The organism is Paracoccus methylarcula, from assembly GCF_003007735.2.
GTDB lineage: Bacteria > Pseudomonadota > Alphaproteobacteria > Rhodobacterales > Rhodobacteraceae > Paracoccus > Paracoccus methylarcula.
On sequence record NZ_PXNQ02000004.1, the window covers coordinates 14,709 to 33,936 of the forward strand.

General features: G+C 63.8%; 14 protein-coding genes, 2 pseudogenes and 1 riboswitch. Of the genes and pseudogenes, 12 read left to right on the forward strand and 4 right to left on the reverse strand.

Annotation, left to right across the window (positions count from 1 at the left end; genetic code table 11):
• Positions 1-86: 86 nt before the first annotated feature.
• Complete coding sequence (locus A7A09_RS07480) at positions 87-989, forward strand: 5-dehydro-4-deoxyglucarate dehydratase (RefSeq protein ID WP_211341082.1); 903 nt, start codon at positions 87-89, stop codon at positions 987-989.
• A gap of 33 nt (positions 990-1,022) precedes the next feature.
• On the opposite strand, the gene A7A09_RS07485 is transcribed toward A7A09_RS07480, so the two are convergent.
• Positions 1,023-1,784: a DeoR/GlpR family DNA-binding transcription regulator gene (locus tag A7A09_RS07485; RefSeq protein ID WP_106690820.1), complete on the reverse strand. Its 762-nt coding sequence runs from the start codon at positions 1,782-1,784 to the stop codon at positions 1,023-1,025.
• A 139-nt stretch (positions 1,785-1,923) separates the two neighbouring features.
• On the opposite strand from A7A09_RS07485, the gene glpD reads away from it, so the two are divergent.
• From glpD to A7A09_RS07530, 9 genes are all read left to right on the forward strand, one after another.
• Entirely contained in the window at positions 1,924-3,474 is a 1,551-nt protein-coding gene (glpD, locus tag A7A09_RS07490) for a glycerol-3-phosphate dehydrogenase (protein ID WP_106690821.1), read from the forward strand.
• Positions 3,471-4,538 carry an ABC transporter ATP-binding protein gene (locus A7A09_RS07495; protein WP_106690822.1) on the forward strand — a complete coding sequence of 356 codons (1,068 nt, stop codon included), beginning with the start codon at positions 3,471-3,473 and terminating at the stop codon, positions 4,536-4,538. The genes glpD and A7A09_RS07495 overlap by 4 nt, the downstream gene beginning before the upstream one ends.
• Positions 4,539-4,558: 20 nt before the next feature.
• Positions 4,559-5,650, forward strand: coding sequence for an ABC transporter ATP-binding protein (locus A7A09_RS07500; protein ID WP_106690823.1), 1,092 nt, complete (start codon positions 4,559-4,561; stop codon positions 5,648-5,650).
• Positions 5,650-6,516 (forward strand): carbohydrate ABC transporter permease, encoded by an 867-nt coding sequence (locus A7A09_RS07505; RefSeq protein WP_106690824.1) that lies wholly within the window; start codon positions 5,650-5,652, stop codon positions 6,514-6,516. The genes A7A09_RS07500 and A7A09_RS07505 overlap by 1 nt, the downstream gene beginning before the upstream one ends.
• On the forward strand, positions 6,513-7,337 hold the full coding sequence (locus tag A7A09_RS07510; RefSeq protein ID WP_245999213.1) for a carbohydrate ABC transporter permease: 825 nt from the start codon (positions 6,513-6,515) through the stop codon (positions 7,335-7,337). The genes A7A09_RS07505 and A7A09_RS07510 overlap by 4 nt, the downstream gene beginning before the upstream one ends.
• Positions 7,338-7,532: 195 nt before the next feature.
• Positions 7,533-7,847, forward strand: a complete 315-nt coding sequence (locus A7A09_RS07515) for a DUF2160 domain-containing protein (protein WP_366465710.1) — start codon at positions 7,533-7,535, stop codon at positions 7,845-7,847.
• A gap of 46 nt (positions 7,848-7,893) precedes the next feature.
• Positions 7,894-9,606 carry an ABC transporter substrate-binding protein gene (locus A7A09_RS07520; RefSeq protein ID WP_106690826.1) on the forward strand — a complete coding sequence of 571 codons (1,713 nt, stop codon included), beginning with the start codon at positions 7,894-7,896 and terminating at the stop codon, positions 9,604-9,606.
• A gap of 131 nt (positions 9,607-9,737) precedes the next feature.
• Positions 9,738-11,213 (forward strand): glycerol kinase GlpK, encoded by a 1,476-nt coding sequence (gene glpK / locus A7A09_RS07525; RefSeq protein WP_106690827.1) that lies wholly within the window; start codon positions 9,738-9,740, stop codon positions 11,211-11,213.
• Positions 11,214-11,283: 70 nt separating this feature from the next.
• Positions 11,284-11,865, forward strand: coding sequence for a transglycosylase SLT domain-containing protein (locus A7A09_RS07530; protein WP_106690828.1), 582 nt, complete (start codon positions 11,284-11,286; stop codon positions 11,863-11,865).
• Positions 11,866-11,952: 87 nt separating this feature from the next.
• On the opposite strand, the pseudogene A7A09_RS07535 reads toward A7A09_RS07530, so the two are convergent.
• The 3 genes and pseudogenes from A7A09_RS07535 to A7A09_RS07545 all read right to left on the reverse strand — a co-directional run bounded on the left by A7A09_RS07535 (position 11,953) and on the right by A7A09_RS07545 (position 15,214).
• Positions 11,953-12,644, reverse strand: a pseudogene (locus A7A09_RS07535) (thiamine ABC transporter ATP-binding protein).
• The gene (locus tag A7A09_RS07540; RefSeq protein ID WP_106690829.1) at positions 12,637-14,181 is read right to left on the reverse strand and encodes a thiamine/thiamine pyrophosphate ABC transporter permease ThiP; all 1,545 of its coding nucleotides are present in this window, start codon (positions 14,179-14,181) and stop codon (positions 12,637-12,639) included. The pseudogene A7A09_RS07535 and the gene A7A09_RS07540 overlap by 8 nt, the downstream one beginning before the upstream one ends.
• Positions 14,182-14,230: 49 nt before the next feature.
• Positions 14,231-15,214: a thiamine ABC transporter substrate-binding protein gene (locus A7A09_RS07545; RefSeq protein WP_106690830.1), complete on the reverse strand. Its 984-nt coding sequence runs from the start codon at positions 15,212-15,214 to the stop codon at positions 14,231-14,233.
• Between the two features lie 31 nt (positions 15,215-15,245).
• Positions 15,246-15,346: riboswitch (TPP riboswitch) on the reverse strand.
• 101 nt (positions 15,347-15,447) lie between these two features.
• Between A7A09_RS07545 and mutS the strand changes: the two genes are divergently transcribed.
• Positions 15,448-18,084, forward strand: a complete 2,637-nt coding sequence (mutS, locus tag A7A09_RS07550) for a DNA mismatch repair protein MutS (protein WP_106690831.1) — start codon at positions 15,448-15,450, stop codon at positions 18,082-18,084.
• Positions 18,081-19,179: pseudogene (gene aroC, locus A7A09_RS07555) on the forward strand (chorismate synthase). The gene mutS and the pseudogene aroC overlap by 4 nt, the downstream one beginning before the upstream one ends.
• Positions 19,180-19,228 lie beyond the last annotated feature (49 nt).

Below are 19,228 nucleotides of genomic sequence, written 5' to 3' on the forward strand. Positions count from 1 at the left end.
CAATCCGATGTTCATCCTGCCCGAAAAACTCGTCTGATCCTTCCCGGGCCCCTGCGGCTATCCAATGCAAAGGAGCAATATCCATGATCAGCCCCAACGACCTTCGGGGAATCATCCGCAACGGTCTTTTGTCCTTTCCCGTCACGCCATTCGATGCCGAAGACCGTTTTGCGTCTTCGGTGTTCAAGGAGCATCTGGAATGGTTGGGCCAATACGAGGTCGCCGGGCTGATCGTCGCGGGCGGCACGGGCGAGATGTTCTCTCTCAGCCCTTCGGAGATCGTCGAGGTCGTCAGGGCCGCGCGAGAGGTCTCGGGTGACCGTCCGGTGCTGGCCGGCTGCGGATATGGCGTGCGCATGGCCTGCGATCTGGCGCAGGAGATCGAGGCGGCCGGTGGTGACGGTATCCTTCTGCTGCCCCATTACCTGACCGAAGGCCCGCAGGAAGGCGTGGCCGAGCGTGTCCGGGCCGTCTGCAACTCCACCAATATGGGGGTCATCTTCTACAATCGCGGTCAATCCCGGGTTTCGGCGGCGACGCTTGCGCAATTGGCTGGGGAATGTCCGAATCTCATCGGCTTCAAGGACGGCACCGGGGATATCGACACGGTGCGCCGGGTGACCGCGATGCTGGGCGAGCGGCTGTCCTATATCGGTGGCATGCCGACGCATGAGCTGTTCGCCCAGGCCTACAAGGGGGCGGGAATGCCGACCTATTCCTCGGCCGTGTTCAATTTCGTTCCGGAGACCGCGCTGGCCTTTCACAAGGCCCTGTCCGGCGGCGACGATGCCACCTGCGAACAGATGCTGCGCGAGTTCTACTACCCTTTCGCCGAAATCCGCGACCGGCAGCCCGGCTATGCGGTCTCGGCCATCAAGGCCGGCGTGACACTGCGCGGTTTCCAGGCTGGCCATGTTCGCGCACCCCTGACCGATCTGACAGGGCAAGAGCGCGAATTGCTGCAGGAGGTGATCGGTGGGCGCAGGTGACGCGCATCGGATCGATTGCCGTTCCCGAGCCGATCAGTCAGCCACGATCACCCTAGTTTCCCATTCGCGGCATTTCCGGGTCAACGGGCCGGGCAGGGGGCGGTCCACGAACACCGTGTCCAGCTCGGCCATGGAGATGATGCGGACGGGGGCAGAGCGCTCCAGCTTGCTGATATCGGTGACCAGGAAACATTTGCGGGCCAGTCCGGCGATGGCGCGGCTGACACGGACCTCGGCCATGTCGAAATCCAGCAGGTCGCCATCGGCATCCAGCGCGGATGAACCGATGATCGCGTAATCGGGCTTGAACTGGGCCATGAACTCGGTCGTCAGGTCGCCCACCAACCCGCCATCAGATCGGCGCAGCGCGCCACCCGCGACCATGATGTCGCAGCTTTCATTGGCGACCAGGATATTGGCGACATTCATGTTGTTGGTGATCACCGTCAGGTTGTGGTGGTGCAGAAGCTCGCGCGCGACGGCTTCGGTGGTGGTGCCCAGGTTGATGATGATCGAACTGTTGTCGGGGATCTCGGCTGCGCAGGCGCGGGCGATGGCGGCCTTTGCGTCCTCGTTCATGCGGCGTCGTTCCTCGTAGCCGATATTGCTGACGCCGCTGCGCATCACCGCGCCGCCATGGACGCGATCCAGCATCCCCTGGTCCGCAAGCTCGCCCAGGTCCCGGCGGATGGTCTGCAACGTGACCTCGAAACGTTCGGCGAGTTCCTCGACGCCGACGCGGCCCGTCACGCGGGCCAGATCCAGAATTTCCATCTGGCGGATATTCAGCGCCATCGCGGCTCCTCCCTTGCTGAAACTACGGAACGCCTATGCGCGCTTTTTGTCAATCCGAATGAAAACGCAAATCTACGAAAATAATCGTTGACAAAACGCACGGACACGTGATCGGATATTGCGAGTTTGGGGGGATGTCATGCCGGATATAACCGATCTGTTCATCATCGGTGGCGGAATCAACGGCTGCGGCATCGCGCGGGATGCCGCCGGTCGTGGGCTGTCGGTCCGGCTGGCCGAGATGGGCGATCTGGCGCAGGCGACCAGCTCGAAATCGACGAAGCTGTTTCATGGCGGGCTGCGCTATCTGGAATATCTGGAAATCCGGCTGGTCCGCGAGGCGCTGAAGGAACGCGAGGTGCTGTTGCGCGCGATGCCGCATATCAGCCGGCCGATGCGTTTCGTCCTGCCTCTGGATCCGCAGATGACATTCGAGTCGCATACGCCGGTCTCGAAAATGCTGGGCTGGCTGATGCCGTGGAACAGGGGGCACAGGCCGAATTTCCTGATCCGGGCGGGATTGTTCCTTTACGACAACCTGGGCGGGCGCGACATCCTGCCGGGCACGCGCAGCCTGGCGCTGACGGATTCGCCCGAGGGCGCGCCGCTTCAGGACCGGCTGTCCAGGGCCTATGAATACAGCGATTGCTGGGTGGACGATGCGCGGCTGGTGGCGCTGAACGCGCGTGACGCGGCACAGCGCGGTGCCGATATATTGCTGGGCGCGAAAGTGGCCGAGGCGGCACGCGAAGGCGATCACTGGTGCGTCACGCTGGAGGATGGGCGGCTGTTCCATGCCCGGGCATTGGTGAATGCGGGCGGGCCATGGGTCGGGCAGGTGATCCGGGACGTGGCGCATCTGCCCTCGACGGAATCGGTGCGGCTGGTGCGGGGCAGCCATATCGTGGTGCCGCGGCTGTATGATCACGACAAGGCCTATTTCTTCCAGGGGGCCGATGGGCGGATCATCTTCGCGATCCCGTATCAGGACGATTTCACCCTGATCGGAACCACCGACCGCGATCACGAGGGCGCGCCCCTGGATGCGGAATGCACCCCGGAAGAGCAGCAATACCTGTGCGACTTCGCCTCGCGATATTTCAAGTCGCCGGTGACGCGGGACCAGATCGTCTGGACCTATTCCGGCGTGCGCCCGCTTTACGACGACGGCGCCAAATCGGCGACTGCGGCGACACGGGATTACGTGCTGTCGATGGATGAGGCGGGTGCGCCCTGCCTGAACGTCTTTGGCGGCAAGATCACCACCTATCGGCGGCTGGCCGAGCATGCGATGGAAAAGCTGGCACCGCATTTCCCGCAGGCCGGGGCGGCCTGGACGGTGGGGGCGGCCTTGCCCGGCGGTGATTTCCCGGTCGATGCCGTGCCGGGGCTGATCGCCGGTTTGCGCGCGAACTATCCTTTCCTGACAGAGCGTTGGGCGGCGCGGCTGATCCGCGCCTATGGCAATGATGCCTGGGCGATACTGGGCGAGGCAAGCGAGATGGCCGCGCTTGGCCGCGATTTTGGTGCGACACTGACCGAGGCGGAGGTCCGCTGGCTGATGGATCGCGAATTCGCCCGCCATGCCGAGGATGTCGTCTGGCGCCGCAGCAAGCTGGGGCTACGGATGGATGCGCCGCAGGTCGCGGCGCTGGAGGAATGGATGATGGAAGCGAGGGCTGCCGCATGACGTTGGAACTTCGGGCTGTCGGCAAATCCGTGGGTGGCAAGGTGCATCTGCATCCGACCGATCTGGTGATGCAGCCCGGCAGCATGAATGTGTTGCTTGGGCCGACCCTGGCGGGCAAGACCACGCTGATGCGGCTGATGGCCGGGCTGGAGCGCCCGACCGAGGGACAAATGCTGTGGAACGGCAAGGACGTGACCGGACAGCGGGTGCAGGATCGCAAGGTCGCGATGGTCTACCAGCAATTCATCAACTACCCGTCGATGAGCGTGTACGACAATATCGCGTCTCCGCTGCGGCTCATGGGTGCTGCCCGCGGCGAGATCGACCGGCGCGTGCGCGAAACCGCCGAGATGATGCGCCTGACCCCGATGCTGGAACGCCGGCCGCTGGAACTGTCCGGAGGGCAGCAGCAACGCTGTGCCCTGGCCCGGGCGCTGGTCAAGGATGCCGGGCTGGTGCTTCTGGACGAGCCGCTGGCCAATCTGGACTACAAGCTGCGCGAAGAGCTTCGGGTCGAAATCCCCCGGATCTTCGAGGAATCCGGTGCGATCTTCGTCTATGCGACGACCGAGCCGGAGGAAGCGCTGCTTCTGGGCGGCAATACCGCGACCTTGTGGGAAGGGCGGGTGACGCAATTTGGCCCGACGCCCCGGGTCTACCGGGCTCCTCGGGACGCGGTGACCGCTCGGGTGTTCAGCGATCCGCCGATGAATTTCTCGACGGTTCGGCTGTCGAACAAGCATGCCGCGATCGGGCAGGCGGAATGGCAGGCGGATCTGGCCGATGGCGAATACCTGGCCGGCTTCCGGGCGGCGCATCTATCCCTGGATCAGACGGCAGGCACATTGCCATTGACCGCTGTCCTTGAATCGGTCGAGATCACCGGCGCGCAGACCTTTCTGCATCTGCGCCACGGCCCGGATAGCTGGGTTGGGCTGGTCGATGGCGTGCAGCGCCGGGAACTGGGGCAGGAGCTGACGGTCTGGCTGGACCCGGCCCATATCTATCTGTTCACGCCGGAGGGCGATCTGGCCCGCACCGCGACCTATGCCGCAGCCGCATAGGGGCAGGAGGGAGGAAAGACATGGCGCAAATAATACTGGAAAACCTGTCCCACAGCTATCTCCCCAACCCGTCGAAGGACGAGGATTGGGCGCTGAAGCCGATGACTCTGACATGGGAGGATGGCGGCGCCTATGCGTTGCTGGGCTCGTCGGGTTGCGGGAAATCGACGCTTCTGAACATCATCTCGGGACTGCTGCGGCCATCGAGGGGGCGGGTGCTCTTCGGGGACCGGGACATGACTGGCCTGTCTACGATGGAGCGCAATATCGCACAGGTGTTCCAGTTCCCGGTCGTTTACGACACGATGAGCGTGCGCGATAATCTCGCCTTCCCGCTGAGAAACCGGGGCCTGCCCCAGGATCAGGTCGCCGCGCGGGTGGCCGAGGTGGCCGAGATGATCGGCATGCGGGATATGCTCGACCGCCGCGCCCGGGGGCTGACGGCGGATGCCAAGCAGAAGATCAGCCTTGGCCGGGGCATGGTCCGTCAGGATGTCAACGCGATCCTGTTCGACGAGCCGCTGACGGTGATCGACCCGCATATGAAATGGGAACTTCGCACCCAGCTCAAGGATCTGCATCGCCGTTTCGGGCATACGATGATCTATGTCACCCATGACCAGACCGAGGCGCTGACCTTTGCCGACCAGGTCGTGGTGATGTATGACGGGCGCGTGGTGCAGGCGGGTACGCCCCAGGCATTGTTCGACGCGCCGGAACATACATTCGTCGGCTATTTCATCGGCTCGCCCGGCATGAACCTGATGGACGCCCGGATCGAGGGAGCGACCGCTCATATCGAGGGAGTGCAGCTGCCCCTGGCGCATGGCTATGGCGCACTGGAGGGCAAGACGCAGCTTGGCATCCGGCCGGAATTCCTGCGTCTCGGCACCGGGCAGGAGGGGCTGCCCTATACCATCCGGCGGATCGAGGATGTCGGCCATCACCGCATCGTCCGCGGGCATGTGGGCAAGGCCGACGTGAACGTGATCGTCCCCGAGGGTCAACCCATTCCTGCCGACGCGAACCGCGTGCTCCCCGATCCCGTCCATGCGCATGTCTATCTCGACGATTGGCGGGTCGCCCCCTCTAACCTCGAAAGGGCCGCGTGATGGAGAAACCCGTCAATAACCGCGCCTGGTTCCTGGTGCTGCCGGTGCTGCTGCTGGTTGCTTTTTCGGCGATTTTGCCGCTGATGACAGTTGTCAACTACTCGGTGCAGGATACGTTCGGCGGCAACCAGTTCTTCTGGGCAGGTCTCGACTGGTTCGAGGAGGTGATCCATTCCGACCGCATCCGTGCGGCCCTTGGGCGGCAGGTTCTGTTCTCGGCGATCATCCTCGCCATCGAGATCCCGCTTGGCATCTTCGTGGCGCTGAACATGCCGAAAAAGGGTATCTGGGCTTCCTTCTGCCTGGTGCTCATGGCACTGCCCCTGCTGATCCCCTGGAACGTGGTGGGCACGATCTGGCAGGTATTCGGCCGCGTCGATATCGGGCTTCTGGGATATACCCTGAGAAAGCTGGGCATCAGCTACAATTACGTGAACAACGCCATGGATGCGTGGATCACGGTGATCGTCATGGATGTCTGGCACTGGACCAGCCTCGTCGCGCTGCTTTGCTATGCCGGGCTGCAATCCATTCCCGACGCATACTACCAGGCCGCCAAGATCGACCAGGCCAGCCGCTGGAAGGTGTTCCGCTATATCGAGCTGCCCAAGATGCAGGGCGTGCTGCTGATCGCGGTGCTCCTGCGCTTCATGGACAGCTTCATGATCTATACCGAGCCCTTCGTCGTCACCGGGGGCGGGCCGGGCAATGCCACCACCTTCCTGTCCATCGACCTGGTGAAAATGGCGGTGGGGCAGTTCGATCTTGGCCCGGCGGCGGCGTTCAGCCTGATCTACTTCCTCGTGATCCTGCTGATTTCCTTCGTGTTCTACACGGTCATGACCAGGCAGAAGGAGGGTGAATGATGGCGGTCGTAGCTGAAACCAAGGGCCGTGGCGCCGCGCTGGTGATGGCGCTTTACCTTCTGTTCCTGATGTTGCCGATCTATTGGCTGCTGAACATGAGCCTGAAGACGAATACCGAGATCCTCGGCGCCTTCAGCCTCTGGCCGAAAAATCCGACGCTGGCGAATTACCGGACCATCCTGACCGATCCAAGCTGGTATATGGGCTATGTCAACAGCCTGACCTATGTGGTCATGAACACGGTGATCTCGATCACGGTGGCCCTGCCAGCCGCCTATGCCTTCAGCCGTTACCGTTTCATCGGCGACAAGCACCTGTTCTTCTGGCTGCTGACCAACCGCATGGCGCCCGCGGCGGTCTTCGCATTGCCGTTCTTTCAGCTCTATTCCTCGATCGGGCTGTTCGACACCCATATCGCGGTCGCCCTCGCGCATTGCCTGTTCAACGTGCCGCTGGCCGTGTGGATCCTCGAAGGCTTCATGTCCGGCGTCCCGCGCGAGATCGACGAGACCGCCTATATCGACGGCTATTCCTTCCCGCGCTTCTTCGTGAAGATCTTCATGCCGCTGATCGCGAGCGGCATCGGCGTGGCGGCGTTCTTCTGCTTCATGTTCTCATGGGTGGAACTTCTGCTCAGCCGCACCCTGACATCGGTCAACGCCAAGCCCATCGCGGCAACTATGACGCGAACGGTCTCGGCATCGGGACTTGACTGGGGCGTGCTGGCCGCGGCGGGAATCCTGACGATCATTCCCGGCGCATTGGTGATCTGGTTCGTGCGCAACTACATCGCCAAGGGCTTCGCCCTGGGGAGGGTATAAGACCATGACAGGCGGCATGAACACGCATTTTCTTCTTCACGGAAATATCCCTGGGGGTCCGGGGGCAAGCAGCCCCCGGCGGTCGCGGGACGCAATCGAAAGGGTGACATGATGCGCCGTTCGCTCAATCTCGGCTTCGGCATCGCCGGCCTGGTCTGGCTCGCCGTCATTTTCTGGCTGACCACCCAGGTTCCGATGCGCGACGAGTCGAAGGACTGGACCGGCAGCCTCGATCCCGGCGGCTGGATGGCCTGGACCCTGCCGACCGCGCTGTTCTTTGCCGTTATTGCGGGGTTGCTGATCTGCTTTACATGGCTTGCGATCCGTTCTCCCGAGACCCCGCGCAAGGGTGTACTCGGCCTCATGACGACGCGCGGCGACCGGCTGTTCATCAGCCTGCTGGGATCGGCCTTCATCTGCCTGATCTGGCTGGGCGTGATGGGGATGCCGCTTTGGGGCGGGGTTGCCGCCGCCTTGATATACGCCGCAGCGGTGTTCCGTTGGGTGTAACGACCGCCGGGCAAAATTGATCCGGCAGAAAGATGGGAGGGAAACCATGAGACTATATCTGACCACCGCCATGGCGCTTGCGCTGATGGCGACGGCCGCACAGGCGGGCATGGAGGAGGCGAAGGCCTTTCTGGATGCCGAAATCGACAACTCGGTCCTGACCCGCGAAGAGCAGGAGGCCGAGATGCAATGGTTCGTCGACGCCGCCGAGCCTTTCAAGGGCATGGAGATCAACGTGGTGTCCGAGACCATCACCACGCATGAATACGAGGCCAAGGTGCTGGCCCCGGCTTTCACCGAGATCACCGGCATCAAGATCACCCATGACCTGATCGGCGAGGGCGATGTCGTCGAAAAGCTGCAAACCCAGATGCAGTCGGGCGAGAATATCTATGATGCCTATGTCAATGACAGCGACCTGATCGGGACGCATTGGCGCTATCAGCAGGCCCGCAACCTGACCGACTGGATGGCCAATGACGGCAAGGACGTCACCAATCCGGGGCTGGATCTCGATGATTTCATCGGCATCTCGTTCACGACCGCGCCGGATGACAATCTTTACCAGCTTCCCGACCAGCAATTCGCCAATCTCTACTGGTTCCGTTACGACTGGTTCAACGATCCCGAGATCCAGGCCGAGTTCAAGAAGGAATACGGCTATGACCTGGGCGTGCCGGTGAACTGGTCGGCTTATGAGGATATCGCCGAATTCTTCACCGGGCGCGAGATCGACGGCAAGAAGGTCTTCGGCCATATGGATTATGGCAAGAAGGACCCTTCGCTCGGCTGGCGCTTTACCGATGCCTGGCTGTCGATGGCCGGGAATGGCGACAAGGGCATTCCGAACGGGGTTCCGGTCGATGAATGGGGCATCCGGGTCGACGAGAACAGCCGCCCGGTCGGCTCCTGCGTGGCGCGGGGCGGGGATACGAATGGCCCGGCTTCGGTCTATGCGATCCAGAAATACCTGGACTGGATGGAGAAATACGCACCTCCGGCGGCCCAGGGCATGACCTTCAGCGAATCCGGCCCGGTTCCCGCGCAGGGCGAGATCGCCCAGCAGATGTTCTGGTACACCGCCTTTACCGCCGACATGGTCAAGGAGGGGCTGCCGGTCGTGAACGAGGATGGCACGCCGAAATGGCGCATGGCGCCCTCGCCCCATGGTGCCTATTGGCAGGAGGGGATGAAGCTGGGCTACCAGGACGCGGGATCCTGGACGCTGCTGAAATCCACGCCGGATGATCGTGCCAAGGCGGCATGGCTCTATGCGCAGTTCGTGACCTCCAAGACCGTGGACGTCAAGAAAAGCCATGTCGGGCTGACCTTCATCCGCGAATCCTCGATCCAGCACGAGAGCTTTACCGAGCGTGCCCCGGAACTGGGCGGCCTGGTCGAGTTCTATCGCTCGCCCGCCCGCCTGAACTGGTCGCCTACCGGCACCAATGTGCCCGACTATCCCAAGCTGGCACAGCTTTGGTGGCAGGCCATCGGCGATGCCGCCTCGGGCGCCAAGACCGCGCAAGAGGCGATGGACAGCCTCTGTGCCGAGCAGGAGAAGGTGATGGAGCGGCTGGAACGAGCCGGCATCCAGGGCGATATCGGTCCGAAAATGGCCGAGGAGCATGACCTGGAATGGTGGAATAACTTCGCCAAGGAAAACGGCACGATCGCTCCGCAACTGATGCTGGAGAACGAAAAGCCGCAGCCGGAGACCATCGGCTATGATGAGCTGGTGAAAAGCTGGCAGGAATAGGTGATCGGGCAGGAGGGGGGCGGCCGCCTGGCTGCCCTCTTCTTCTTTGCCTGAATACCTCTTGCCCGGCTTTGCGGCCGGGTGCCTCCGGCGGAGGTATTTGTGCAAAGAAGAAGACGGGGGAATGAAAGATGACCATTCTGGCGATGGATCAGGGCACGACCTCTTCGCGGGCGCTGGTCTTCAGTGACGATTTGCAGGTGCGGGCGAGCGCGCAGCAGGAATTCGAGCAGCATTTCCCGCGTTCTGGCTGGGTCGAGCATGACCCCGACGATATCTGGACGACCAGCGCCGCGACGGCCCGGGGGGCGATCGAGAAGGCGGGCAATCCCCGGATCGACGCGATCGGGATCACCAATCAGCGCGAGACGGTGCTGATCTGGGACCGCAGGACCGGGCAGCCGATCCATCGCGCCATCGTCTGGCAGGACCGGCGGACCGCGGATATCTGCCAGCGATTGCGGGACGAGGGGAACGAGGACGCGGTCCGGGCGGTGACCGGTCTGCTGCTGGATCCCTATTTCAGCGCCACCAAGATCGCCTGGATGCTGGATCAGGTCGAGGGGGCGAGGGCGCGGGCCGAGGCGGGCGAACTGGCTTTCGGCACGGTGGACAGTTTCCTGATCTGGAAACTGACCGGCGGGCAGTCTCATGTGACGGACGCGACGAATGCGGCGCGGACCCTGCTTTACGATATCCGCAAGGGCGATTGGTCGGAGGATATGTGCCGCCTGTTCGGCGTGCCGCGCGCCATGTTGCCGGAGGTTCGCGATTGCGCGGCGGAATTCGGCGTCACCCGCGCCGACCTGTTCGGGCGCGAGATCCCGATCCTTGGCGTGGCCGGCGATCAGCAGGCAGCGACCGTGGGGCAGGCCTGTTTCGATCCCGGCATGATGAAATCGACCTATGGCACCGGCTGTTTCGCGCTGTTGAATACCGGCGATCAGGCGGTGGCTTCCGAGAACCGGCTCTTGACGACCATCGCCTACCAGTTGGACGGCAGGCCGGTCTATGCGCTGGAGGGCAGCATCTTCATTGCCGGGGCCGTGGTGCAATGGCTGCGCGACGGGCTCAAGCTGATCCGCGAGGCGAGCGAGACGCAGGCGCTGTCGGAACGTGCCGATGACAGCCAGCAGATCATCATGGTGCCCGCCTTCACCGGGCTGGGCGCGCCGCATTGGAACCCGCAGGCGCGCGGGGCGATCTTTGGGCTGACGCGGAACACCGGCCCGGCGGAATTCGCCCGCGCCGCGCTGGAAAGCGTGGGTTTCCAGACCCGTGACCTGTGGCAGGCGATGCGAGCCGACTGGACAGAGGCGGGCGATGCTGTCTTGCGCGTCGATGGCGGCATGACCGCCAGCGAACCGGCGATGCAATTCCTGGCGGATATCCTTGGGGCACCGGTGGACCGGCCGGTGAATACCGAGACCACCGCCCAGGGTGCGGCATGGCTGGCGGGATTCCGCGCGGGCCTGTGCCCCGATCCGCATGAATACGCCAAGGCGTGGCGCCTGGACCGGCGGTTCGAGCCGCAAATGGATGAGACCCTGCGCCAACAGCGGTATTCCGCTTGGCAGCGCGCCGTCAAGGCGGTCGTCTCGGTCTGACTTCCGGCTTTGTGATTTCACCTTCGCGTGTTTTCCCGTATTATTGCGGGAAAACGACAAGAGGGCAGTGATGAGCAGGCTTCTGAAACTCGCGATCGTCGCGCTTGTCGCCTCATGCGGGGGCGGCAATTACAAGGCGCCGCGCAATCTCGACAATGCATGTGCAATCGTGGCCGAGCGCCCCGCCTATCTGCGCGCGATGAAGAAGGCCGAGCGGCGATGGGGCGTGCCCGTTCACGTGCAGATGGCGACGATACACCAGGAATCCAAGTTCATCGGCGACGCCCGAACACCTCATCGCTATTTGCTGGGGGTGATCCCGGTTGGCCGTCAAAGCAGCGCCTATGGCTATTCGCAGGCATTGGACGGAACCTGGGAGGAATATCAGCAGAAAACCGGGAACCGGCGGGCGCGGCGCAACGATATCGACGACGCGACCGATTTCATGGGCTGGTACATGGATGGCTCCACCAAGAGGCTGGGTATCTCGAAATGGGATGCGACCTCGCAATACCTTGCCTATCACGAGGGGCGCGGCGGCTTTGCCCGCGGCTCCTACAGGTCGAAATCATGGTTGATGGGTGTGGCGAACAAGGTGGGCGGCCGGGCGCAGACCTATCGCGCGCAATTGTCCTCTTGCGGACGGGGGTGACCGCCGTTGGTCCTGCGGCCCGTTGTTCCGACGCATTTCCGGGTGCAAAACCGGCATCCGCTTTTGCCGGAAATGCCTTGAGCCGGCTTACCCCAGATAGGCGCGCAAGCCCGGCGGCGGATTATCGAGCAGTTCCCCCGTCGGTGTTGGCGCATGGGCGATCCCTTCTTCGATCAGGATCGTCTGCGGAGCGAAGCTGCGGGCGTCTTCGGGATCATGCGTGACCATCAGCACCGTCGCCTGCGTCTCACCGGCGATGCGGGCCACCAGTTCCAGCATTTCCGCCTTGAGCGCCGGGCCAAGGGCCGCGAATGGCTCGTCCAGCAGCAGCAGCGGGCGGGCGCGCAGCAAGACGCGGGCCAGCGCGACGCGGCTTTGCTGGCCGCCTGACAGGCTGGCGGGACGGCGCGTTTCCATGCCCGCCAGTCCGACCTCTTCCAATGCCAGCGACAGGCGGGTCCGTTGATCGGAGCTCAGCCGCAGATCCGGGCGCAGTCCAAGGCCGACATTCTGCGCGACGCTCAGATGCGGAAACAGGTTCTGGTCCTGGAACAGGAAGGAGACCGGGCGCGGCCGGGGGGCAGGGCGGTGATGTCGCTTCCGTCCCAGAGGATCCGCCCCCGGTCCGGTGTCAGAAAGCCGCCGATCAGCGACAGGAGCGTCGATTTGCCCGAACCGGAGGCCCCGATTACCGCCATGCGCGAGGCGGGCGGGACCGACAGATCGGCTTGCAGGGTGAACTCGCCGAGGGTGACGGCGATATCCTGGAACTCAAGCAAGGCGGCCTCCCCGGTCGAACAGCCAGAACAGCGCGAAACTGATCGCCATCAGCAGCACTGCGCAGGCCGAGGCATCGGCCATGCGATAGGAATTCATCAACTGATAGAGCTTCAGCGGCAAGGTCGGCTGATCGGTTGCGAAAAGGGTGATGACGCCCAGATCTCCCATCGCCAGCGCCGCGGCCAGACCTCCGGCAAAGCCAAGGGGACGGGCGAGGCGCGGCAGGGTCAGGTAGCGTAGCCGGGCCAGCCCCTGCATCTCCAGCGAATCCGCGAGCCACCCGTAATCGCTGCGCAGGGTCCGGGCGGCAGGGATCAGTGCCCGCAAGCCGAAGGGCAGGGCCATGATGGCATTGATCGCCACGGTGACCGGCAGCGCCATCGCATCGATCGAGAACCATCCGCGCAGCAGGATGAACAACCCGGTGCCCAGCACCAGCGGCGAGGCGATGATGGGCAACATTCCCGCCATCTCGATCCAATGCGCATTCGGGTTGCCGGTCCCGCGCGCTATGGCCAGTGCCAGGGTCAGGCCCAGCAGCAATGCCAGAAAGGCCGAGCAGATCGCCATCACCACCGAGCGCGCCGCGGCGGTCCAGACTTCGGTGGGTAGCAGGGGAATGCGCGGCAGGCCCGAGGCGGTGACCGACAGGATCGGCCATAGCAGGAACGCTGTCGCCAGCAGGATCGCCAGCATATCCGTTCCCCGGCGCCAGCCCGGCGGTCCCTGTGGTCCTTGGGTTTCCTGCAACCCCGCGCCGAAAGCGGCGGGGATCGTGATCCAGCGGGCCAGCGTCATTGCCGCAAGGCTCAGCCCGATCTGCACCAGTCCCAGCATCGCCGCCCGGCCCAGGTCGAAATCGAAGCGGAAAGCCTGGTAAATGGCCAGTTCGACCGTGGTGGCCGATGGTCCGCCTCCGAGTGCGAGGGCGACGGTGAACGAGGTCAGGCAGACCAGGAACACCGCCAGCCATACCCCCGGCAGGACCGAGCGCAGCATCGGCCGCTCCAGGTGGCGAGAGATATCCGCCGGGGTGAAACCAAGGCTTTCCGCCAGGCGGAACCGCTCTGCCGGGATCGCCTGCCAGCCTTGCAGGATCAGCCGCACCGAAAGCGGCAGGTTGAAGAAGACATGGGCAAGGATGACCCCCTGCCAGCCATAGATGCTGATCTCGGGCAAGCCAAGGAACCGCAGCCCGTCATTGATCGCGCCATTGCGTCCAAAGACCGAGATCAGCCCCATGATCGCCACGATCACCGGCAGGATGAAGGGCGCGCCCAGCAACGTGACCAATGCCGCTCTTCCGGGAAAGCGCCGTCTTGCCAGCGCGCGCGCGACCGGAATCGCCAGCAATGCGGACAGGGCGGCGGATACAACCGCCTGCCAGAGGGTGAACCGGACTGCCCGCCAGTCCCACAGGCCCAGCCCCGACAATCCGCGCGCCTGCCACGCCACAGCCGCCAGCGTGCCGAGGATCAGCATGGCAAGCAGCGAGGCAATCAATATGCCAGCGGGATCGCGCCGGATTACATGCATTGCCCGCGTTCTTTCCGCGCGGCTCTGACGCGAACGGGCCAGGCCATGATTATTGCGAGAACGCCCGCAGCCATTCGTCCAGCGCCGGCTTGCGAAGGGCTTCAGCCTCGTCCTCGCTGTAGAACAGCGTCTTTTCGGGGCGAGGCAGATCGCGCATGACCTCGGGCCATTCTTCCCGTGGCAGCTTGGCGGGCATCGACCAGTTGGCCAGCGGGATGATGCGCTGAAACTCGGGCGTCAGGATCCAGTCCATGAATTCCTGCGCCAGTTCCGGCTGATCGGTAGATTTCACCTGCGCGGCCAGCTCGGCCATGAAGTAATGCCCTTCGGGAAAGATCGCCGCGTGCTTGGTCATGTCGTCCTCGGCCTCGATGTGATAGGCCGGAGAAGTCGTGTAGGACAGCACCATGTCCGCCTCTCCATCGGTGAACATGCCATAGGATTCCGACCAGCCCTTGGTCACGGTCAGCACCTTGGGGGCCAGCTTGGCCCAGGCCTCGGGCGCATCCTCGCCATAGACCGACTTGACCCACAAGAGCAGGGCAAGGCCGGAAATCGAGGCACGCGGGTCCTGGATGACGATCTTCAGATCGTCTGGCGCGTCCAGCAATTCGTCGAAGCTGGCGGGCGGGTTTTCCAGCCGTGTCTCGTCATAGATGAAGGCCGTCTCGCCCCAGTTATAGGGCAGGAAGATCTCGTCGCTCCATTCCACCGGCAGCGACAGATCCGAAATATCCTGCCCATGCGGTGCAAACAGGCCCGAGGCGCGGGCGCGCGCCGTCACATCGGTGTTCAGGCCAAAGACGATATCGGCATCGGTGCCTTCGCCTTCCATCAGGATGCGGGGCAGGATGTCGCCGGTGACGAATTCCAGGTCGCAATCGCAGAACGCCTCGAAGCCTTCCTCGATCTTGGGGCCCGGCCCCCATTCGCTGGCGATGTAATCGCCGGCATAGACGGTCAACACGGGTTTGTCCTGTGCAAATGCCGGTGTGGCAGCCAGTAGCGCCGCGGCAATCATGCGGATTTTCATCGCCGAGCCTCCTCTTTTGCGGTGTCGAAAGAAAGGGCAGCGAAACCTTCCCTCCGCCGGGGTCAACCGGATCAGGTTCAACGGGTCCGCGATCACGCGTCTCAGCCCGAACGGGCCCCCCGAGGTATCCGCGCAGCATAGTATGCCCGCCGTGCTTCGCAAGGTGAAAGCGTGGTTTCCAATGCCCGCGCAGAGGACTAGAAACATCGCCACGAGGGAAGAGAAGGACCGGCATGAGCGATCAGCCCACCCCGATGATGGCCCAATACCTGGCGATCCGAGATGCGAATCCGGGCGCGCTCCTGTTCTATCGCATGGGCGATTTCTACGAGATGTTCTTCGAGGATGCCGTGCAGGCTGCCGCCGCGCTCGACATTGCCCTGACCAAGCGCGGCACCCATCAGGGAGAGCCAATCCCGATGTGCGGCGTGCCGGTCCATGCCGCCGAAAGCTATCTGCTGACGCTGATCCGCAAGGGCTTTCGCGTTGCCATCGCCGAGCAGATGGAGGACCCGGCAGAGGCCAAGAAGCGTGGCAGCAAATCGGTTGTTGCGCGGGATGTCGTGCGGCTGGTCACGCCGGGCACGCTGACCGAGGAATCGTTGCTGGAAGCCCGGAGGCACAATTTCCTCGCGGCCTTCACGCAGGTTCGCGAAGAGGCGGCCCTGGCATGGGTCGATATCTCGACCGGCGCGTTCCAGGTGATGGAATGTCCCCTGCCACGGCTTGCGCCGGAACTCGCGCGGCTGGCGCCGCGTGAATTGCTGGCGGCCGACGGGGCCGGGCTGGAGGAACTGGCCATCGAGGCGGGGGCAGCGCTGACCGATCTGCATGCGGGCGCCTTCGACAGCACCGCTGGCGCAAGGCGGCTTTGCGCGCTCTACGGGGTGGAAACGCTGGACGGGTTCGGCAATTTCACCCGCGCCGAACTGTCGGCCATGGGTGCGATCGTCGATTACCTTGAGATGACGCAGAAGGGCAAGCTGCCGCTGCTGCGGCCTCCGGTCCGGGAACGGGCGGGCGGGGCGATGCAGATCGACGCCGCGACAAGGCGGAATCTTGAACTGACGCAGGCGCTGTCAGGAGGGCGCGAGGGGTCGCTTCTGGCCGCCATCGATCGCACCGTGACTGCTGCCGGAGGGCGTTTGCTGGAGCGACGTATCAGCGCTCCGTCCCGCGATTTGGCGTTGATCCATGCGCGGCAGGATGCGGTGGCGCAGCTTGTCGATGATGCCCGCCTTTCCGCCGATCTGCGCGAGGCCCTGGCGCGGGTGCCCGATATGGACCGGGCGCTGTCGCGGCTGGCGCTGGAACGGGGCGGGCCGCGCGATCTGGCCGCGATCCGGGCCGGGCTCACGCAAGGGGCGGCGATTGCCGGGCGTTTGCCAGAAGATGCAGCAGCGGTGCTGCGCGATACCGCCCGCGACTTGACCGGCCATGACGAGTTGATCGACCTCCTGGACGATGCGCTGGTGGCCGAACCGCCCCTGCTGGCCCGCGATGGCGGCTTTGTCGCGCCCGGTTACGACGAGGATCTGGACCAGACCCGCAAGCTGCGCGACGAAGGGCGCGGCGTGATCGCCTCGATGCAGGCCGATTATGCCGCGAAGGCCGGGGTTCAAAGCCTGAAGATCAAGCATAACAACGTGCTGGGCTATTTCATCGAAACCACGGCGACCCATGCCGAGAAGATGATGAAACCGCCCTTGTCGGAGACCTTCATCCACCGCCAGACCACTGCGAACCAGATCCGCTTTACCACCGTCGAGCTGTCGGAACTGGAAACCCGCATCCTCAACGCCCGCGACCGCGCGCTGGAGATCGAGCGCGAGATTTTCGCCCGCCTGCGCTCTGCCGTGCTGGACCGGGCGGCGCAGATCGGACAGGCCGCCCGCGCGCTGGCCGAGATTGATCTTGCCGGTGCATTCGCCGATATCGCGGCGGGCGAGGGTTGGACCCGTCCCCGCGTCGATGACAGCCGCGCCTTCGTGGTCGAGGGCGGGCGGCATCCGGTGGTCGAAAGGGCGCTGAAGCGGCAATCTGAAAGCTTTGTCGCCAATGACTGCGAATTGACGGCGGGCGAGACCCCGGCGATCTGGCTGCTGACCGGGCCGAACATGGCCGGGAAATCGACCTTCCTGCGGCAGAACGCGTTGATCGCGGTGCTGGCGCAGGCAGGCAGCTTCGTGCCCGCCCGGCAGACCCATATCGGCATGGTCAGCCAATTGTTCAGCCGTGTGGGCGCCGCTGACGATCTGGCGCGGGGACGTTCGACCTTCATGGTCGAGATGGTCGAGACGGCGGCGATCCTGAACCAGGCTGATGATCATGCGCTTGTCATCCTTGACGAAATCGGGCGCGGGACGGCGACATGGGACGGGCTGTCCATCGCATGGGCGGTGATGGAGCATCTGCACGAGGTGAACCGTTGCCGCGCGCTGTTTGCCACCCATTATCACGAGATGACCGCCCTGACCGCGAAGCTGGACGGGGTCGAGAACGCGACCGTCGCGGTCCGTGAATGGGAGGGAGACGTGATCTTCCTGCACGAGGTTCGCAAGGGTGCCGCCGATCGCAGCTATGGTGTGCAGGTGGCGCGTCTGGCCGGATTGCCCGCGAGTGTCGTGGAACGCGCGCGCGAGGTGCTGGACGCGCTGGAATCGGGTGAACGCGAAGGCGCGGCACGTCCGGCCGCACTGATCGACGATCTGCCATTGTTCCGTGCCGCGCCTCCGGCTCCGGTATCTGTTAAGGTCAGGGAATCGCCGCTGGACGGGCGGCTGAAGGATGTGCATCCCGACAGCCTGTCACCACGCGATGCGCTGGACCTGATCTATGAACTCAAGGCCCTGACCGGAGATTTGCCATGAGCTACAACACATTCGGCCGTGAATTCCGGTTCACCACCTGGGGCGAAAGCCATGGCCCGGCGCTTGGTGCGACGGTGGATGGCGTGCCTCCGGGTGTTCCCCTGGACGAGGATTTCATCCAGAAATTCCTGGATCGCCGGCGTCCCGGCACCTCGAAACACACCACGCAGCGCAGGAGGCCGATCAGGTTCGCATCCTCTCTGGCGTGTTCGAGGGGCGCACGACCGGCACCCCGATCCAGCTGATGATCGAAAATACAGACCAAAGGTCAAAGGATTACGGGGAAATCGCCAGCAGTTTCCGCCCCGGTCATGCCGATATCACCTATCACATGAAATACGGGTTGCGGGATTATCGCGGCGGCGGACGTTCCAGCGCGCGGGAAACGGCAGCGCGGGTTGCAGCCGGGGGCGTGGCGCAGGCGGTGCTGGCGCATCTGCTGCCGGGGCTGAAGATCACCGGTTACATGGTGCAGATGGGCGAGATGCGGCTGAACCGCGACAATTTCGACCCAAGCGCGATTCCCGATAACCCGTTCTTCCTGCCCGATGCCGCCGCAGTGACGGCATGGTCGGATTACCTTGACGGGGTGCGCAAGGATCAGAACAGCGTCGGCGCTGCGGTCGAAGTGCTGATCGAAGGTTGTCCGCCCGGCCTTGGCGCGCCGGTCTATGCCAAGCTGGACACAGATCTGGCTGCTGCGATGATGTCGATCAACGCGGTGAAAGGCGTCGAGATCGGCGAGGGGATGGGCGCGGCCAGCCTGACCGGCACCGACAATGCGACGAGATCCGGATGGGCAATGACGGTCCGCTTTTCCTGTCGAACCATGCCGGCGGGATCCTTGGCGGGATATCGAGCGGGCAGGACATCGTGCTGCGTTTCTCGGTCAAGCCCACCAGTTCCATCACCACGCCCCGCCGCACGATCAACCAGCGCGGCGAAGAGATCGAACTGATCACCAAGGGCCGCCACGATCCCTGCGTGGGTATCCGCGCCGTGCCGGTGGCCGAGGCGATGGCGGCCTGCGTCATCCTGGATCATCTGCTCATGGATCGGGCGCAAACGGGCGGGAACCGGGGCGAGATCGGCTGACCGCTTCTATCCCGTGCTTGCCGCTTGTTCAAATATATCGGGGGGTGCT